Genomic DNA, 15,464 nt, shown 5'->3' on the forward strand with positions numbered 1-15,464 from the left:
TGACCGGGGCGGCGGACCGCTTCGCGCTGGCCGCTTGCGCCGCGCCGCAAAGGCGCGTTCAATCACCACGGACAGGGGCTCCAGAACCAGCGGTCATGGACGAAAAGAAGGCAGCAATCCTTGGTGAAATACCGCGTTTGCGCCGCTATGCACGCTCGCTGTTGCGCGACCGCGATTCCGCCGACGATCTCGTCCAGGATTGTCTCGAGCGGGCGCTTGTGCGGCTCGACAATTGGCAGACAGGAGAAAGCCCCAGGAGGTGGCTGTTTACGATCATGCATCATTTGTTCATCGACCAGATGCGCAAGGTGAACCGGCGCGGCGAGGCGGCGATGCTGCCGCTCGAGGCGAGCGAGGCGCAGGCAGCGCCCGCCGAGCAGGTCGAGAGCATCGCCTCGCGCGAGATCGTCGACGCGCTGCAGGCGATCAGCCCGGACCGGCGCGCGGCACTTGTGATGGTCGCCATCGAAGGGTTTTCCTATGCCGAAGCAGCCAACATCCTTGGAGTCCCCGCCGGCACTTTGATGTCGCGCATCGCGCGCGGGCGTGAGGAACTGCGAGCGCTGCTGGATGATACCGCGCGCCGCCGCTCGATAAGGATCGTCGAGAAATGAGCCGGCGCGATTTCTCCGAACGCGACATCCACATGGCTCTCGATGGCGAGTTGCCGGGCGACGAGCGAACGGCCTATGAGGCATGGCTCGAGGCCAATGCCGAGATGAAGGCCAAGAGTGCACGCTACGCCGCCGACCGGGCAGCATTGCGCGCAGCCTTTAACGGCGTGCTGGACGAACCCGTACCGGTGCGGCTGAACAAGGTGGTGCTTGGCGAGGCGTCGGTGGTCAGAGCGGCGCCGTCGCGCTCGCGTTGGTGGCTTGCGGTCGCCGCTGCCGCCATGCTGGTGATTGGCGGTGCTGGCGGCTATCTTGCCGGCATCGGCGGCCTCGGCCTGGAAAATACGGCCGAGGACCAGCTTGCCGAAGAAGCGATCGCCGCCCACGTCATCTATGCCGCCGAAAAGCGGCATGCGGTGGAAGTGCCGGCAAGCGACAAGGATCATTTGCAGAGCTGGTTGTCGAACCAGGTGGGTTTGAAGCTCGTCGCGCCGGATCTGGCAGCGCAGGGATTCCAACTGGTCGGTGGCCGGCTGCTGCCTGCCGGCCAGGGCAAGGCCGCGATGCTGCTTTACGAGGACGACAAGGGCGCGCGCATTTCGCTCTTCGTCACCGCCGAATCGGCTGCCAAGGCCAAGGGCACCTATGGGTCGGAAGAAGATGGTCCTGCGGCTGTGTACTGGCTGGACAAGGGTTATGGCTGCGCCGTCGTCGGCTCGCTGCCGCGCGAGCGGCTGGCCGCGGTGGCCAAGAGCGCCTATGGCCAGCTTCTGGCGGCCTTGCAAAGCTGAGCAGGATCTCATTTTTCCGGAGCCGCGCCGATGCCGAAACACGGAGGTCGCTCAAAGCCTTTGCGCGACCTGCCTGCTGTCAAAACTGTCACAATTCGGCCCTAATCGAGGTGCGATAGCGCTTGCTTAATGCTGGCACTTCGGCTGGTGTGACCGATGTTTAGACTAGGGTCGTTTCCACAACCCAATCGAGGTTTTCTGAGCCCGCATGCCTGCCGAGATTCGCAAGGCCCGCGCGTCCGACGTCGATGACCTCGCCGCCATCGAAAAAGCTGTTTTCTCGAGCGACCGCATTTCTCGCCGTTCCTTTCGCCAACTGATCGAACGCGACACCGCCGAACTGCTGGTTGGCGAAAGCGATGGCCGCGTCGCCGGCTATGCAGTCGTGCTGTTTCGCAAGGGCAGCGGCGTCGCGCGGCTCTATTCGATCGCCGTCGGTCCATTTTTCGGCGGCCGTGGCGTTGGCCGCCTTCTGCTGGAAGAGGCCGAGACCGCTGCTTTCGAGCACGGCCGCATGATGCTTCGTTTGGAAGTCCGCGAGGACAACCCGCGCGCGATCCAGATCTACGAGCGGAGCGGCTACCGCAAGATCGGCCGCGAACCGGACTATTACGAGGATGGCGCCACGGCGCTGCGCTATGAAAAGACCTTGCGTGGCGACATTCCGGTCGCCACCGAAGTGCCGTTTTATCAGCAGACTTGCGAATTCACTTGCGGACCATGCTGCCTGATGATGGCGATGGCTTACTTCGGCCCCGGCTTCGTGCCGGACCCGGTGATGGAAATCCGGCTGTGGCGTGAGGCGACGACCGTTTTCATGATGTCCGGCCCCGGCGGCTGCGAGCCGTTCGGGCTGGCCGTCGCCGGCTATGAGAGCGGGCTTGCTGCTGAGATCTATGTCTCCTTCTACGGCGCGCTGTTCCTGCAGTCGGTGCGCAGTGAAGACAAGCGCCGGGTGATGGAACTGGCGCAGGTCGACTTTCGACGCCGCGCGGAACTTTACGGCATCCCGGTGAATTACCGTTCATTCGGGCTTGACGACATTCGCACCGCGATCGCAGAGGGAAAACTGGTGCTGGTCCTGATCAGCGGCTTCCTGATGTTCGGCAAGAAGGTTCCGCACTGGGTATTGGCCATCGGTGACGACGGCGATCATATCCTGATCCACGACCCTTGGGTCGAGGACGAGCGGCAGGAGACGATCCTCGATGCTGCCAACATTCCCGTGCCTTACGGCATCTTCATGAACATGGCGCAATTCGGCCGCGACGGATTGCGCGCCGCCATCACTCTCGGAAAGCGCGACAGCCAATGACCTGGGTCATCCTTACCGGCCGGCAGAACGATCTCGACCAAGTGGCGACGCCGCACAAGATCATCACCAATCGCGACTACCTTGCCCATCCGGCACTGTTTCGCGGGCAGCGGCCGAAGGTCATCAACCTGTCGAACAATTACGGCTACCAGAGCCGCGGCTATTACGCCTCGCTGCTCGCCGGTTCGCGCGGCCATAAGGTCATCCCGACGGTCGAAACGATGATCGACCTGTCGGAGCGCAAGCTCTATGAGCACGCGTTGCCGGAACTCGAACTCGCACTCAACAAGTGCCGCAAGGATTTGGGCGGCGCTTTCCCGCAGAAGGTCTGCATCTTCTTCGGCATAGGACCGTCCAGGATCTGGGACCGCTTTGCCAAGCTGCTGTTCGACTGGTTTCGTGCCCCGGCGCTCGAGGTCCACATCAGGGACAGCGCCGAATGGGCCTCGATCCGCAAGATCGGCTTCCATCCCCTGGCCAGGATGACCGAGGACGAGGAAACGCACTTTCTCCAGTGCCTGGAGACCTACACCAACCGCGAGTGGCGCGACACCAAGGGCCGCACGCCGGCGCGCTACACTTTCGCCACGCTGGTCGATCCGCATGAGGAACTGCCGCCGTCGGAGATTTCGTCGCTGCGCCACTGGGCCAAGATCGCTGAAAAGATGGGCGTCGAAATCGAGCCGATCACCAAGCGGGATCTGGCCAAGCTCGCCAACTACGACGCGCTGTTCATCCGCGAGACCACCTCGATCTCCAACCACACCTACCGCTTTGCCCGCCGCGCCCAGCAGGAAGGTATGCCGGTCATCGACGATCCGCTGTCGATGATCCGCTGCACCAATAAGGTCTATCTCAACGAGCTGATGACCTACAACAAGGTACCGGTGCCGCCGACGGTGATGATAGCCGGCATCTCGGATCTGGAAGTTGCGGCGCAGACGCTGGGCTTCCCCCTGGTGCTGAAGATCCCGGACTCCTCGTTTTCGCGCGGCGTCAAGAAATGCGGCACCTTCGAAGAGTTGAAGACGCTCGCAACCGAATGGCTGGAGGATTCCGACCTCCTGATCGCGCAAAAATTCATTCCGACGGAATATGATTGGCGCGTCGGTGTCCTCGGCGGCCAACCCTTGTTTGCCGTCCATTATCTGATGGCCAAGAAGCATTGGCAGATCGTCAATCATAAGGCCAACGGCAAGCCCGACCAGGGCGGCATCAAGACGTTCACCCTGAAGGAAGCGCCGGCCCATGTCGTCGAGACGGCGGTGAGCGCGGCGCGCTGCATCGGCGACGGCCTCTACGGGGTCGACCTCAAGGAGACCAGGGACGGCGTCTTCGTCATCGAGGTCAACGATAACCCCAACCTCGACCACGGCTGGGAAGACTCCGGCGAAAAAGACGAGGTCTGGGTGCGGCTGACGCAGTGGTTCCTGGAGCGATTGGACCGGCCGGGCCGATGACATCCGAATTGAGGGGAAAAAGATGCTGTTCTTCGTAACCGAGGATTTTCGCGGCTGCGACCGTAAGGAGATCTACCGCCGTTTCCGCGACCAGGGCCGCCTGAAGCCGGACGCGCTGCTCGTGCACCACAGCTGGATCGCAGCGGATATGAGCCGCTGCTTCCTGCTGGTGGAGGCCGATGACGTCACACTCCTGCAGCGGTGGGTCATCGAATGGGCGGATCTGGTCGAATTCGAGATCGTTCCCGTGGCGACGAACAAGGATATGGTGGAGGCGTTGAGCGGACATCTCTGACCTGCGCGCGCTTCGACGAGGTATATCCAGACATTGTATTGATGGCAGATGTCCAGGCTGAGCCGATGACTGGCTCGCCCGGCTGTCGCACTTAGCCGGATTGCCTGATCGTCGCGTTCGACTTCAGCAGCCGGTTGATGTCCGACGCTTTCGATGGCACGCCGATCAAATAGCCCTGGGCCTCGACGCAGCCCTCCTTTTGCAGGAATTCAAGCTGCGCTTCGGTCTCGACACCCTCGGCGGTGACGGTGATGCCCAGCTGTGCGCCAAGCCCGATGATGGTGCGCACGATCGCCGCGGTATCGCGACTGTCGATGTCACGGGTGAAAGAGCGATCGATCTTGATCTTGTCGACGGGAAAGCGCCTGAGGTAGCCGAGCGAGGAATAGCCGGTGCCGAAATCGTCCAGCGCTATGCGGACACCCAGATCGCGCAGCTGCCTCAGTGTCTTGAGCACCAGATCGCTCTCGTCCATCAGCACCGTTTCGGTGATTTCCAGTTCAAGCCGGTTGGCCGGCACGCCCGAGAACGCCAGCGCCGAGATGACGCTGCGGGCAAAGGTGCCGCTTTTGATCTGCACGGCGGAGACATTGACTGCGATGCGCAAAGGCGCCCAGCCTGCGGCGGTCGTGCAGGCTTTCCGCAGCGCCCATTCTCCAAGCGGCACGATCAGCCCGGTCTCCTCGGCGGCCGGAATGAAGTCGTCCGGACGCACCAGGCCGCGCACTGGCGAACGCCAGCGCATCAAGGCTTCGGCACCGACGATTTCGCCGGAGGCGATGTTCATGATCGGCTGGAAATCCAGCTCGAATTCCCGGCGCGACAGCGCCGCCCTGAGATCGATTTCGAGCGCCCGGCGCGCGCGCACCATCGCATCCATGGCTGGTTCGAAGAAACGGTAGAGGTTGCGCCCTTCGCTCTTTGCCCGATAGAGCGCCATATCGGCGTTTTTCAGCAAAGTGTCGGTGTCCTTGCCGTCATTCGGAAACAGCGCGATGCCAACACTGATGCCGACGCGCATGTCGTGTCGCTTGTCGCGAAACGGCTTTCCGATGATCTCGACGATGCGTTTGGCCAGTTTTTCCGCATCGCCCGGGCTTTTGAGATTGAACTGGATTATGACGAATTCGTCGCCGCCGAAGCGAGCGACAACGTCCGTTTCATTGCGCAGGCACCGTTGCAGCCGTTCGGCCACGCATTTCAGCAGCCAGTCGCCGGAAGGGTGGCCCCAAGTATCGTTGACCGCCTTGAAGTGATCGAGGTCGAGCGAGAATATCGCCAGCGATCCGTCTTTCGTCTCGCTAAGGGCTTGGTCGAGCCGTTCGCGAAGCATCGAGCGATTGGGCAGGTTGGTCAGTGTGTCGTGATGCGCAAGGTGGGTCATGCGCTCTTCCACGCGCCTGCGCTCGGTCACGTCGTCGAATGTCGCGACCCAGCCGCCGCCGCTCATCGGCCGGCGTGCAACCAGCAGCGTTCTGCCATCGGCAAGATGGCGATGCGTTACGTGTGTTTTGCCCGCCCGCAGGCAGGCTTCGATTTGCGAAATTTCGCTGTCGGGGTCGAGCTTTGTGTAAATGCCCAGTTCCAGCAGCCGCTTAAAGGCATCACGGTGGCTCATGCCAAGCGGGAGGTCGGCCGGCCTGACATGGTAAAGTTCCAGAAAACGTTCGTTGCGCACGATCAGCTTGCCGTCCGCATCGTACATCAAAAGTCCTTGCGACATGTTGGCAAGTGCCGCGTCGAAACGGCGGTGCTGCTCCTTCAACTCCTGCTCGGCGCGCCGTTGCTCGGTGATATCCTCGTAGATCGATACCCAACCGCCCGACGCCAGCGGCCGGTGCGAAATGTTGACGATACGCCCGTCTGCAAGCGTTTCCTCATAGGTGGAAGGTTTTGCCTGGTCGATATAGGGCTTGCGAATGGCATAGAGTTGCTCAGCGCTTTGCGAGGCGATGCCGATGTCCACGCTGTGCTGGAGGATGTCGAAAAACCGGATGCCGGGCCGTACCACATCGGCGTCGAGGCGAAAGATACTGATGTAGTTCCTATTGCAGATGATCATCCGTTCATCGGCATCGAACATGCACAGGCCATGCGACATGTTCTCGACCGCTGCCGAAAAACGCTCGTTCTGTTCGCGCAGTTCGTCTTCAATCCGTTGCGGCAGACCAACGCCTTTGACCCGTCGTCGGCGGACGGACGAACCTGCCTTGATACCGGCAACGGGCATGTAGCGCGCCTATGGACCGTGGTTAACCACGGCACTCTTGTCCTTGCCGGTTAATTTACCGTTTTCAGCCGGCTGGAACGGCAGTCTGCCGTCGCGACTTTTCGATCGCCGCAAACCGTTTGAGAAAGGCATTCTGCGCCCAGGTCACCGAGCGCGGCGTGACATCGAAGCGCTCGGCATTGAAGCCGCGCGGCCGGCCGAAGAACTCCGTCGCCTCTGCCGTTGAAAAACCCGCAAGCAGCGTCGCTTCGAAATAAGCGGCGATCTGATCCGCTCGCTTGATCTCCTTGCGCAGTCCCGCGTCGAGTTCCGCTGGCAGCGAAAAGCGCAGATGGATGGCGCGCTGCAGCCTGATCTCGCAGTCCCTGTAGCTGCCGCCCATCACGGACTTGAACGGCGAGATCATGTCGCCGATGACATATTCCGGCGCGTCGTGCAGCAGCGCCGCCAACCGCGCATCGGCGTCGGCATCCGGCATCAGCTCGCCGACAAGCGTTTCGACGAGCAGCGAATGCTGGGCGACCGAAAAGGCGTGCTCGCCTCTGGTCTGGCCGTTCCAGCGCGCGACGCGGGCAAGGCCGTGAGCGATATCCGAGATCTCGATGTCGAGCGGCGAGGGGTCGAGGAGATCGAGCCGTCGCCCGGACAGCATGCGCTGCCAGGCGCGCGGCGGCGCCCCGGCGCGATCGGCCGCCATCAGGCCTCCTCCGCGCCGACGGCTTCCTGCGGAAAGCTGAATTTCGCCCAGGGCGGGATGGTGAGCGACACGGCGACATCGTCAGCCAGGATCGGCAGGCCGGCGTCGAACGCTGCCTTGACCCGGTCGATGCGGGCAATGGCGAGGCCTGTCGTGCCGGCGGTCGAGCCAAGCGTGCCGACCGGCCGCCCCTCCACGGTCAACTCTGCGCCCGAGGCGGGCAGGGAGCGTTCGGCCGAGACGATCAACACCCGGCGTCTGGCAGTGCCGCGATGCTGCATGCGCGAGACAACCTCCTGGCCGACATAGCAGCCCTTCTTGAAGCCGACGCCGCCGATCTCGTCGAGCAGCACGTCATGCGGAAACGCATCGCCGAGCTGATAGTCGCTGCCGCTTTCGGCAATGCCATGGGCGATGCGAAAGGCTTGCCATGCGGCAAGGTCGCCGCCTTCTGCGGTGCCATCATAGGAGCGCTTGACGATAGCATCGACGAACCGCGCATCGGCAAACGGTGCTGATTCAAATTGCGAGGCAGTTGAAGCGCTTTCCCATAGGACGGTCACAACCGGCTGATCCAGCTTGGAAATTTGGACTTTGGCGCGCAACTTGTAGAGCGTCAGCCGGCGCATGAAATCGTCGGCGGTCTCGGCACGGCACTCGAGGCGGAAAGCATTTTCGCCGGCGCGCGAGATCAGGAAGTCGAAAAGGACCTTGCCTTGCGGCGTCAGCAGGGCGCCGGGCTTTGCTTCGCTGCTGCCGAGCACGTCGAGGTCGGTAGTCAGGATGTTCTGCAAGAAGTGCTCGGCATCCGGCCCGGACACGGAAAGGAGTGCGCGATCTCTGAGCGAGGCAAAGGGCATGGTGGGAAAACAAGCCTGATCTTGCAAAACTGTCGGCCATTACGTAAGCCGCTGGCACTTCCCCCGCAAGAGACCTGATCCGCATGGCCCCCATCTACGATCTCATCCTGACAGGTGGCACCGTGGTCAACCACGATGGCGAGGGTTTTCGCGACGTCGGCATCAATGGTGGGCGCGTCGCTGCCATCGGCGATCTCCGCCAGGCGTCGGCCGGCGAGACAATCGACTGCCGCGGACTGCATATCCTGCCGGGCGTCGTCGATAGCCAGGTGCATTTCCGCGAGCCGGGACTGGAGCACAAGGAAGATTTGGGGACGGGCTCGCGGGCGGCGGTGCTTGGCGGCGTCACCGCCGTCTTCGAGATGCCGAACACCAATCCGCTGACCACCAGCGAGGCGACTCTTGCCGACAAGGTGCGGCGAGCCACCGGCCGCATGCATTGCGACTTTGCCTTCTGGGTCGGCGGGACCCGCGACAATGCAAAAGACGCCGGCGATCTCGAGCGGCTGCCGGGTGCGGCCGGCATAAAAGTGTTCATGGGCTCGTCCACCGGCGACCTGCTGGTCGAGGACGACGAAGGCGTTGCCTCGATCCTGAGGAACACACGCCGCCGCGCCGCCTTTCACTCCGAGGACGAGTTCCGGCTGCGCGAGCGGCTCGGCGAGCGCATCGAGGGCGATCCGTCCTCACATCCGGTGTGGCGCGACGAGATCGCCGCATTGCGCTGCACCGAGCGCCTGGTGCGCATCGCGCGCCAGGTCCGTGCCCGGATCCATGTGCTGCACATCTCGACCACCGAAGAGATAGGCTTCCTCGAACAGCACAAGGATGTCGCGACTTGCGAGGCGACGCCGCATCATCTGACGCTGAGCGCAGATAACTATGCGCAGTTAGGCACGCTGATCCAGATGAACCCGCCGGTGCGCGCCGCGCGCCATCGCGAGGGGGTCTGGCAGGGCATTGCGCAAGGCGTTGTCGATGTCCTCGGCTCCGACCATGCGCCGCACACGCTGGCCGAGAAGGCAAAACCTTATCCGGCGTCGCCGTCAGGCATGACCGGCGTGCAGACTTTGGTGCCGATCATGCTGGATCATGTCAACGCCGGCCGGCTGACGTTGCAGCGCTTTGTCGACCTGACCAGCCATGGCCCACAGCGCATTTTCGGCATCGCCAGGAAAGGCCGTATTGCCGCCGGCTACGATGCCGATCTGACCATCGTCGACCTGAAGCGCCGCGAGATCATCGCCAACGCCCAGCAAGGCTCCAAGGCCGGTTGGACGCCTTATGACGGCAGGCAGGTGACCGGCTGGCCGGTCGGCACTATCGTTCGGGGCCGGCGCGTGATGTGGGAAGGCGAGATTGCCACGCCAGGCCAAGGCAGGGCGGTGGAGTTTTCCGAGGCGTTGGCGGGCTAAGCTCCCTACCTCAATAAGGGCCAGGCCTGACCACTCAATCCCCAGCGACGAAGAACGTCCATTGCCCGGTCGGCGTGATGCCGACGCGGTAGAAGATGTAGGCGCCGAACTGCTTCATGTTGTCATAGTCGCTGGCAGTGACGATCTTGAATAACTCGACCCGCTGCCTGGCATCGAGCTTGTCCAACGGCAGGGCGAAAAAATACGGCCAGACGTAGAGATCCTGCGGCGTGCCTGCATCGACATGGACATAGCCGGCATTGAGCACCTCTTCCAGGATGGCGAGGATTTCCTGGCCTTCCGTGTCGCCCGAAAGCCCTTTCAGGAAGGCGATCGGGTCGCCCTCCATGTCGCCCAGCGACAATTGGGTCATCATGTCGCCCGTGCCGATCAGCGGCCGCAGTCTTTCGATGTCGCCGCTTTTGCACGCCTCGACGATCAGATCGTGCATGCGCCTGACCGGTTCCGGCAACTTGGCAAGGTCGTAAACGACTTCGGGCACAGGCGCGTCCGGATCGACATGCGGATTGGCCGTGCCGCCATCGTCCGCTGGCCCTTTCGGTTCGGTTTGCCTTGGCTCGTCGGACGGAGTCGGCTGGCTGGCTGCAGGTGGCGTCGTGCCGAGCGGGCCGGGCATCGGCACGGTACTTCCGGGCGGCGACATGTCGCCGTCGGTCGGCGGCGTGACCGGCGAAGGCAGGTCTTCGCGCTTGATCTCGCTGAGGGCGTGAGCGGGACTGCTCGCAAGAAACAGTGCAAGGGGAATCGTGGCGCAGGAGGCGATAAGCCAAATGCTGAGGACCAGGCCGCGCGGCTTGCCTGATATCGAAAAATTCACCGCCTGCTACTCCCTGGTTCCAGGCCCACTCATGTGCCCGGACATGATGTGCCCGGACATGATGTCCGGCGACGCGCCGTCGTCAAAGAACCGGGGTCAGTGCCGCAGCCTTTCGGGCTCGAAGGCCCCGGCAATCACCTTTTCGCGCATGCGATCGAGCAGGGCAAGCGCCGAGGTCTCGCCATTGGTTCGCAGCATCTCGCCGAATGCCGTTTCGAGGGCTGCCTCGGCGATGATTTCCGGCTCGATCCCCGCCGACAATCCTTCCGCCCAGGCTTCGCTGTGGCTTTCCACGGCGGTCAGGCGCTTTTCTTCCCTGACCAGCGCGTCGATGTCGTTGACGCCATGTTCCATTGCGATGTCCACCCTTTCAAGCGGTGATCCGTTGGATAGGGATCAAGCTTGAGTTGTCCCTTTTACACGCAGGCGAAGTAAGTACTTGTAAATGCGACATTTTTTTGGTCGTTTTCTACAAAACCCGTCGCATTAAGCAAACCTGCGTCCGATCCGTTTCAAACTTAGCCGATTAGGCCGGCCAAGGGGACGGAAACCTTCAGTTTGAGTTAATTTCACATCTGCGCGCTAACGTTTCGTTAACATAGTTGCAAAAGTGCAACATCAGGTTTGCACCAAGACCTCACCCGAGGCAAGCGGAGAAGTGTCGAACGCGTCCGCCGCCAACAGCGCCGACGCTTGATTCCGCTTTGCCGGAACGGCAGCTGCCGCCGTCAGTTCCCGTAGCGCGAGGCGATGTCGCGAGACAGCGTCTCGCCTTCCTTCATGTAGCGGCTGATGGCTTCCGTCGCCGAGGCGGTGCATTGCGTATAACTGCCGCCGAAGGATCGGTAGCCGCGGTTGAAGCTGGCGATGAAGCGGGCGCGCCGCTCAGGGTTCGGATTTTCTGATGCGATCAGTTTTTCCATCTCGGCCCGCCACCGGTCGCCCTTCTCGCCGCATAGATTGCGCAGGAAATGCAACGAGCCGAGCACTTCCGCCAGCCGCAACAGCCCGGGCTCGAACGGCGCCTCGGCGGCAATGGCAGGACGCAAGCCGACAACCACACTAACGGCGAGGCAGGCGGCGAGAAACGGTGATGTGCGGTTCATGAGCCCTTGTGCTGAAACAATTTGTTGCCTGCAAGGCGATTCTCAAGCTCAGTTCGCGCCGCCCTTGCTGGTGGCCAGCAGGTCGTCGGCGATATCAAACACTGCATCGGCAAGCTGCATCGCTGTCATTTCGGCCAGTGTATAGAAGGCGGCGGTTTCGGCGTCGTCACTGGCCACCGCCTCGCCGCCGGCATAGTTGGCCCCAAACACCGTCAGCCGGTAGTCGACCGGATGCCCGTCGCCGCTGCCGTCGATGTGGATTTCCCGCAGCGGCCGGTAGTTGCGCGCCTGCAATCCGGTCTCTTCCAGCAATTCGCGCCTTGCTGCCTGTTCCAGCGTCTCGCCGGCTTCGACCTTGCCACCGGGAAAGGCATAAAGGCCCTGCGAGGGCGGTCTGGCCCGCTTGACCAGCAGCACCGTGTTCTCGCGCACGACGCAGACCGAGACTGCCGGAATGATCTTACGTGCTTCCATGGGTTCCCGATCGCTCGATTGGCATAGCCCGTTGTGGACCGGCCGTCGGCGAACAGCTTTAGCGGTTGCGAAAGGCAGGTTCCATGGTCACTTTCACATGTCACCCATTCGAGAGCTGAATTCATGTGCGGACGCTTTGCCTTGACCGCCACTCCGGACCAGACCGCCGCCCTTCTCGGTCTGGCGGAGTTGGAGGAGTTTCCGCCCCGCTACAATATCGCGCCGACGCAGCCGGTGCTGATGGCGCTCGCCGGATTGCCGCAGGCGCCGGGCTCGAACCTGCCCGACCGCCGCTCGATGCTGGTGCGCTGGGGCCTGATCCCGGCCTGGGTCAAGGATACGCGTAACTTCCCGCTGCTGTTCAACGCGCGTTCTGAGGGGGCTTCGGAAAAGCCGTCGTTTCGCGCTGCCATGCGCCATCGCCGCGCCCTGGTACCGGCTTCGGGATTCTACGAATGGCACCAAACCGCTGGCAGAAGAGGGCAGCCCTATTGGGTGCGGCCAAAGCATGGAGGGCTTGTCGCCTTCGCCGGGCTGATTGAGACGTATGCCGAGCCGGGTGGCTCGGAAATGGACACCGGCGCCATTCTGACCGCCCACGCCAATGCCGATACTGCCCATATCCACGACCGCATGCCGGTGGTGATCCATCCCGAGGATTTCGCGCGCTGGCTGGATTGCCGCACGCTCGAGCCGCGTGATGTGGCCGATCTGCTGAGACCCACCCGGCCCGATTTCTTCGAAGCGATCCCGGTTTCCGACCTCGTCAACAAGGTCGCCAATACCGGGCCGGAGATTCAGGAGAAGGGCGTCGTCGAGCCTGAGCCCGAGAAGGTCAAGCGCCAGAAGTCCGGCGCGAACGACAGTCAAATGACATTATTTTAGCGAAAGCTACTATTTCCAGGACACCGTGAGCGCCTCAATCTTCACCCGACGGCATTCTCAGGCAGCGCGTGGCGACACGATCTTCTGTGCCGGCTTCTTCTTCTTCGCGGTGTGCAGAAGAGCTGCGACGATTGCTGCCGGGCCGATCGCCCGGTAATGGCTGGCGAGCGCCGGTTGCTTGGCGCGGTTGGATTCTTGCTTAGGCATTATTCTCGTCCCTGGTAACGTCTTCGTGTCTGCGTTTGCTGGCCGAATCCGACCAAATCGTGACGCTTGCTGATCTAGCCGGCGAATGTTTCATGACAGTGCCGATCTGTTTAATAAAATGTTTCAGTGGCTCATTTCCTGTGAGCCAACGATATTTTTGGCGAAGGTAGCGACTTGACGGCAACACCGGGCAAGGCGATAAAGCCGGCCATGAAAACGTCTTTCGCCATTTGTGGCATTTGCATTATCGACTAGCCTCGCGCTGGTCCTGGACGTTTTCGCCTCATCTCCTCCCAGATTGGACAAACGCCCCGGCCAGCAGGCTGGAGCTCGATTTTGCGCCTCGGCGTGACCGACTCCATCCAGAGCACGATCCCAAAAGATCTTGCTCAAACAAAGTAACGCACCGGAACGCACGTATGTCTGACGCATCGAAGAGCCTGCGCCTCTACAACACGCTAACGCGGAGCAAGGAGGATTTCTTCCCGATCGATCCGCGCAACGTGCGCATGTATGTCTGCGGCCCGACGGTCTACGACTTCGCCCATATCGGCAATGCGCGGCCGGTGATCGTCTTCGACGTGCTGTTCCGTTTGCTGCGCCATCTCTACGGGCAAGCGCATGTCACTTACGTCCGCAACATCACCGACGTCGACGACAAGATCAACGCTCGCGCGCTGCGCGATTTCGGCGGCGAGATTGCCTTGGGCAAGCTGTCGCTGAACGAAGCGATCAGACGGGTCACCGAAAAGACCGCCGATCAGTTCCACAAGGACGTGGCGGCGCTCGGTTGCCTGGAACCGACGGTCGAGCCGCGCGCCACCGAGTTCGTCGAGCCTAGGCCCGACGGCAAGGTCGACATGATCCTCTTGATTCAACGCTTGATCGAACGCGGCCATGCCTATGTCGCAGCTGGAGAAGTCCTGTTCGACACCGCTTCCATGCCGGACTACGGACAGTTGTCGAAGCGCAATCTCGACGAGCAGCAGGCAGGCGCCCGCGTCGCCGTCGATGCGCACAAGAAGAACCCGCAGGATTTCGTGCTGTGGAAATTGTCTTCGCCCGAGGAACCGGGCTGGGAGAGTCCGTGGGGCAGGGGTCGGCCGGGCTGGCACATCGAGTGCTCGGCGATGTCGGCCGCCTATCTCGGCGAGGTGTTCGACATCCATGGCGGTGGTCTCGACCTGATCTTTCCACACCACGAGAACGAGATCGCCCAGTCACGTTGCGCCCACGGCACCGAAACGATGGCCAAGGTGTGGATGCACAACGGTTTCCTGCAGGTCGAGGGCCAGAAGATGTCCAAGAGCCTGGGCAATTTCTATTCGATCACCGAACTGCTGGAGACGGAGACTTTTGGCGGCCGCAAATGGCCGGGCGAGGTGCTCAGGCTGGCGATGCTGATGACGCATTATCGCGAGCCGATCGACTTTTCCGTACGCAAGCTGGAAGAGGCGGAGAATACGCTGCGCAAATGGAAGCGAGCGGCCGATCTGGCGCCGCCAACGGCAAAATCGGTGCCGGCGGATGTGATCGAAGTGCTGTCGGATGACCTCGCCACCTATCCCGCATTCCAGTTGCTGACCCAGTTGGCTGGCGATGCTGTTGATTTCGACGCTGGTAGCAGCAACGCAGCCGCCGAAGACAACGATGCTGCCACTTTGCTGAAGGCATCGCTGCTGTTCCTCGGCTTCGACGTCGCAACAGCCAAGGTGGATGAAGACGCCATTGCCAAAGCGATCGCCAAACGCCTCGCGCTGATCGCCGCCAAGAACTGGGCCGAGGCCGACCGCATCCGCGACGAGTTGCTGGCGCAAGGCATCCAGTTGAAGGACGGCAAGGACCCTGTCACCGGCGAACGCATCACCACCTGGGAGGTAAAAAGATGATCGATCATCTCGGCATCACCGTTTTGGATTTCGACGTGTCGAAAGCTTTTTACGACAGGGCGATGGCGCCGCTTGGTGCCTCGCTGCTCTACATGGTGCCGCAGGAATATACCGGCGGCGCCAAGGTCGGCGGCTACGGCCGCGACCGGCCAGTGTTTTGGCTGCATGCCGGCAAGGACAAGCCGAAGGATCATCAACACGCCGCTTTCACGGCGCGCAGCCGTGCCGAGGTCGATGCCTTTCACGCGGCGGCAATCGCCGCCGGCGGCAAGGACAATGGCGGGCCGGGCCTGCGCCCGCACTATCATCCGAACTATTATGGCGCCTTCGTCTTCGATCCCGACGGCAACAATGTCGAGGCGGTCTGCCATGCTCCGGAGTAAAATGC

The 15,464-nt window shown here is 62.1% G+C and carries 17 protein-coding genes; 9 read left to right on the plus strand and 8 right to left on the minus strand.

The features are described 5' to 3' along the window. The first annotated feature begins 95 nt into the window (after positions 1–95). The 5 genes from NKH91_RS28995 (at position 96) to NKH91_RS29015 (ending at position 4,475) form a co-directional block, all read left to right on the plus strand. Positions 96–614 carry a sigma-70 family RNA polymerase sigma factor gene (locus NKH91_RS28995; RefSeq protein ID WP_023719875.1) on the plus strand — a complete coding sequence of 173 codons (519 nt, stop codon included), beginning with the start codon at positions 96–98 and terminating at the stop codon, positions 612–614. After that, positions 611–1,405 (plus strand): anti-sigma factor family protein, encoded by a 795-nt coding sequence (locus NKH91_RS29000; protein ID WP_352481851.1) that lies wholly within the window; start codon positions 611–613, stop codon positions 1,403–1,405. Before NKH91_RS28995 ends, NKH91_RS29000 begins: the two co-directional genes overlap by 4 nt. A 208-nt stretch (positions 1,406–1,613) precedes the next feature. Further along, positions 1,614–2,720 (plus strand): peptidase C39 family protein, encoded by a 1,107-nt coding sequence (locus NKH91_RS29005; RefSeq protein ID WP_023719873.1) that lies wholly within the window; start codon positions 1,614–1,616, stop codon positions 2,718–2,720. Beyond that, positions 2,717–4,180, plus strand: a complete 1,464-nt coding sequence (locus NKH91_RS29010) for a RimK family ATP-grasp domain-containing protein (RefSeq protein ID WP_023719872.1) — start codon at positions 2,717–2,719, stop codon at positions 4,178–4,180. Before NKH91_RS29005 ends, NKH91_RS29010 begins: the two co-directional genes overlap by 4 nt. A 22-nt stretch (positions 4,181–4,202) precedes the next feature. Then, entirely contained in the window at positions 4,203–4,475 is a 273-nt protein-coding gene (locus NKH91_RS29015; RefSeq protein WP_023719871.1) for a DUF3303 domain-containing protein, read from the plus strand. Between the two features lie 91 nt (positions 4,476–4,566). Here the strand turns inward: NKH91_RS29015 and NKH91_RS29020 are convergent, their stop codons facing one another. The 3 genes from NKH91_RS29020 to ygfZ form a co-directional block, all read right to left on the minus strand. Continuing rightward, positions 4,567–6,705, minus strand: a complete 2,139-nt coding sequence (locus NKH91_RS29020) for a putative bifunctional diguanylate cyclase/phosphodiesterase (RefSeq protein WP_352848740.1) — start codon at positions 6,703–6,705, stop codon at positions 4,567–4,569. 64 nt (positions 6,706–6,769) lie between these two features. Further along, positions 6,770–7,402: a YfbR-like 5'-deoxynucleotidase gene (locus NKH91_RS29025; RefSeq protein WP_023719870.1), complete on the minus strand. Its 633-nt coding sequence runs from the start codon at positions 7,400–7,402 to the stop codon at positions 6,770–6,772. Continuing rightward, positions 7,402–8,262 (minus strand): CAF17-like 4Fe-4S cluster assembly/insertion protein YgfZ, encoded by an 861-nt coding sequence (gene ygfZ, locus NKH91_RS29030; RefSeq protein ID WP_352494853.1) that lies wholly within the window; start codon positions 8,260–8,262, stop codon positions 7,402–7,404. Before ygfZ ends, NKH91_RS29025 begins: the two co-directional genes overlap by 1 nt. A gap of 83 nt (positions 8,263–8,345) precedes the next feature. Here ygfZ and NKH91_RS29035 point away from each other — a divergent pair, with 83 nt between their 5' ends. Next, positions 8,346–9,677 carry a dihydroorotase gene (locus NKH91_RS29035; protein ID WP_352848737.1) on the plus strand — a complete coding sequence of 444 codons (1,332 nt, stop codon included), beginning with the start codon at positions 8,346–8,348 and terminating at the stop codon, positions 9,675–9,677. A gap of 34 nt (positions 9,678–9,711) precedes the next feature. Here NKH91_RS29035 and NKH91_RS29040 read toward each other — a convergent pair whose 3' ends face one another. From NKH91_RS29040 to NKH91_RS29055, 4 genes are all read right to left on the minus strand, one after another. Further along, positions 9,712–10,515 carry a hypothetical protein gene (locus tag NKH91_RS29040; RefSeq protein ID WP_352848734.1) on the minus strand — a complete coding sequence of 268 codons (804 nt, stop codon included), beginning with the start codon at positions 10,513–10,515 and terminating at the stop codon, positions 9,712–9,714. A 96-nt stretch (positions 10,516–10,611) separates the two neighbouring features. Continuing rightward, positions 10,612–10,869 (minus strand): hypothetical protein, encoded by a 258-nt coding sequence (locus tag NKH91_RS29045; RefSeq protein WP_023677749.1) that lies wholly within the window; start codon positions 10,867–10,869, stop codon positions 10,612–10,614. 374 nt (positions 10,870–11,243) lie between these two features. Continuing rightward, positions 11,244–11,621, minus strand: coding sequence for a TIGR02301 family protein (locus tag NKH91_RS29050; protein ID WP_023719865.1), 378 nt, complete (start codon positions 11,619–11,621; stop codon positions 11,244–11,246). Positions 11,622–11,669: 48 nt separating this feature from the next. Further along, on the minus strand, positions 11,670–12,095 hold the full coding sequence (locus tag NKH91_RS29055; RefSeq protein ID WP_352481843.1) for an NUDIX hydrolase: 426 nt from the start codon (positions 12,093–12,095) through the stop codon (positions 11,670–11,672). A gap of 123 nt (positions 12,096–12,218) precedes the next feature. On the opposite strand from NKH91_RS29055, the gene NKH91_RS29060 reads away from it, so the two are divergent. Beyond that, positions 12,219–12,980, plus strand: a complete 762-nt coding sequence (locus tag NKH91_RS29060) for an SOS response-associated peptidase (RefSeq protein WP_352848731.1) — start codon at positions 12,219–12,221, stop codon at positions 12,978–12,980. A gap of 57 nt (positions 12,981–13,037) precedes the next feature. Here NKH91_RS29060 and NKH91_RS29065 read toward each other — a convergent pair whose 3' ends face one another. Continuing rightward, a complete protein-coding gene (locus NKH91_RS29065) occupies positions 13,038–13,187 on the minus strand; it encodes a hypothetical protein (RefSeq protein ID WP_023677745.1) in 150 nt (49 codons plus the stop codon). 419 nt (positions 13,188–13,606) lie between these two features. Between NKH91_RS29065 and cysS the strand changes: the two genes are divergently transcribed. Both cysS and NKH91_RS29075 read left to right on the plus strand, forming a co-directional pair. Continuing rightward, positions 13,607–15,076, plus strand: a complete 1,470-nt coding sequence (gene cysS, locus NKH91_RS29070; protein WP_023719862.1) for a cysteine--tRNA ligase — start codon at positions 13,607–13,609, stop codon at positions 15,074–15,076. Then, positions 15,073–15,459, plus strand: coding sequence for a VOC family protein (locus tag NKH91_RS29075; RefSeq protein WP_352788908.1), 387 nt, complete (start codon positions 15,073–15,075; stop codon positions 15,457–15,459). The genes cysS and NKH91_RS29075 overlap by 4 nt, the downstream gene beginning before the upstream one ends. The last annotated feature ends 5 nt before the right edge of the window (positions 15,460–15,464 follow it).

Source organism: Mesorhizobium sp. M0894, assembly GCF_040319725.1.
Classification (GTDB): Bacteria; Pseudomonadota; Alphaproteobacteria; order Rhizobiales; family Rhizobiaceae; genus Mesorhizobium.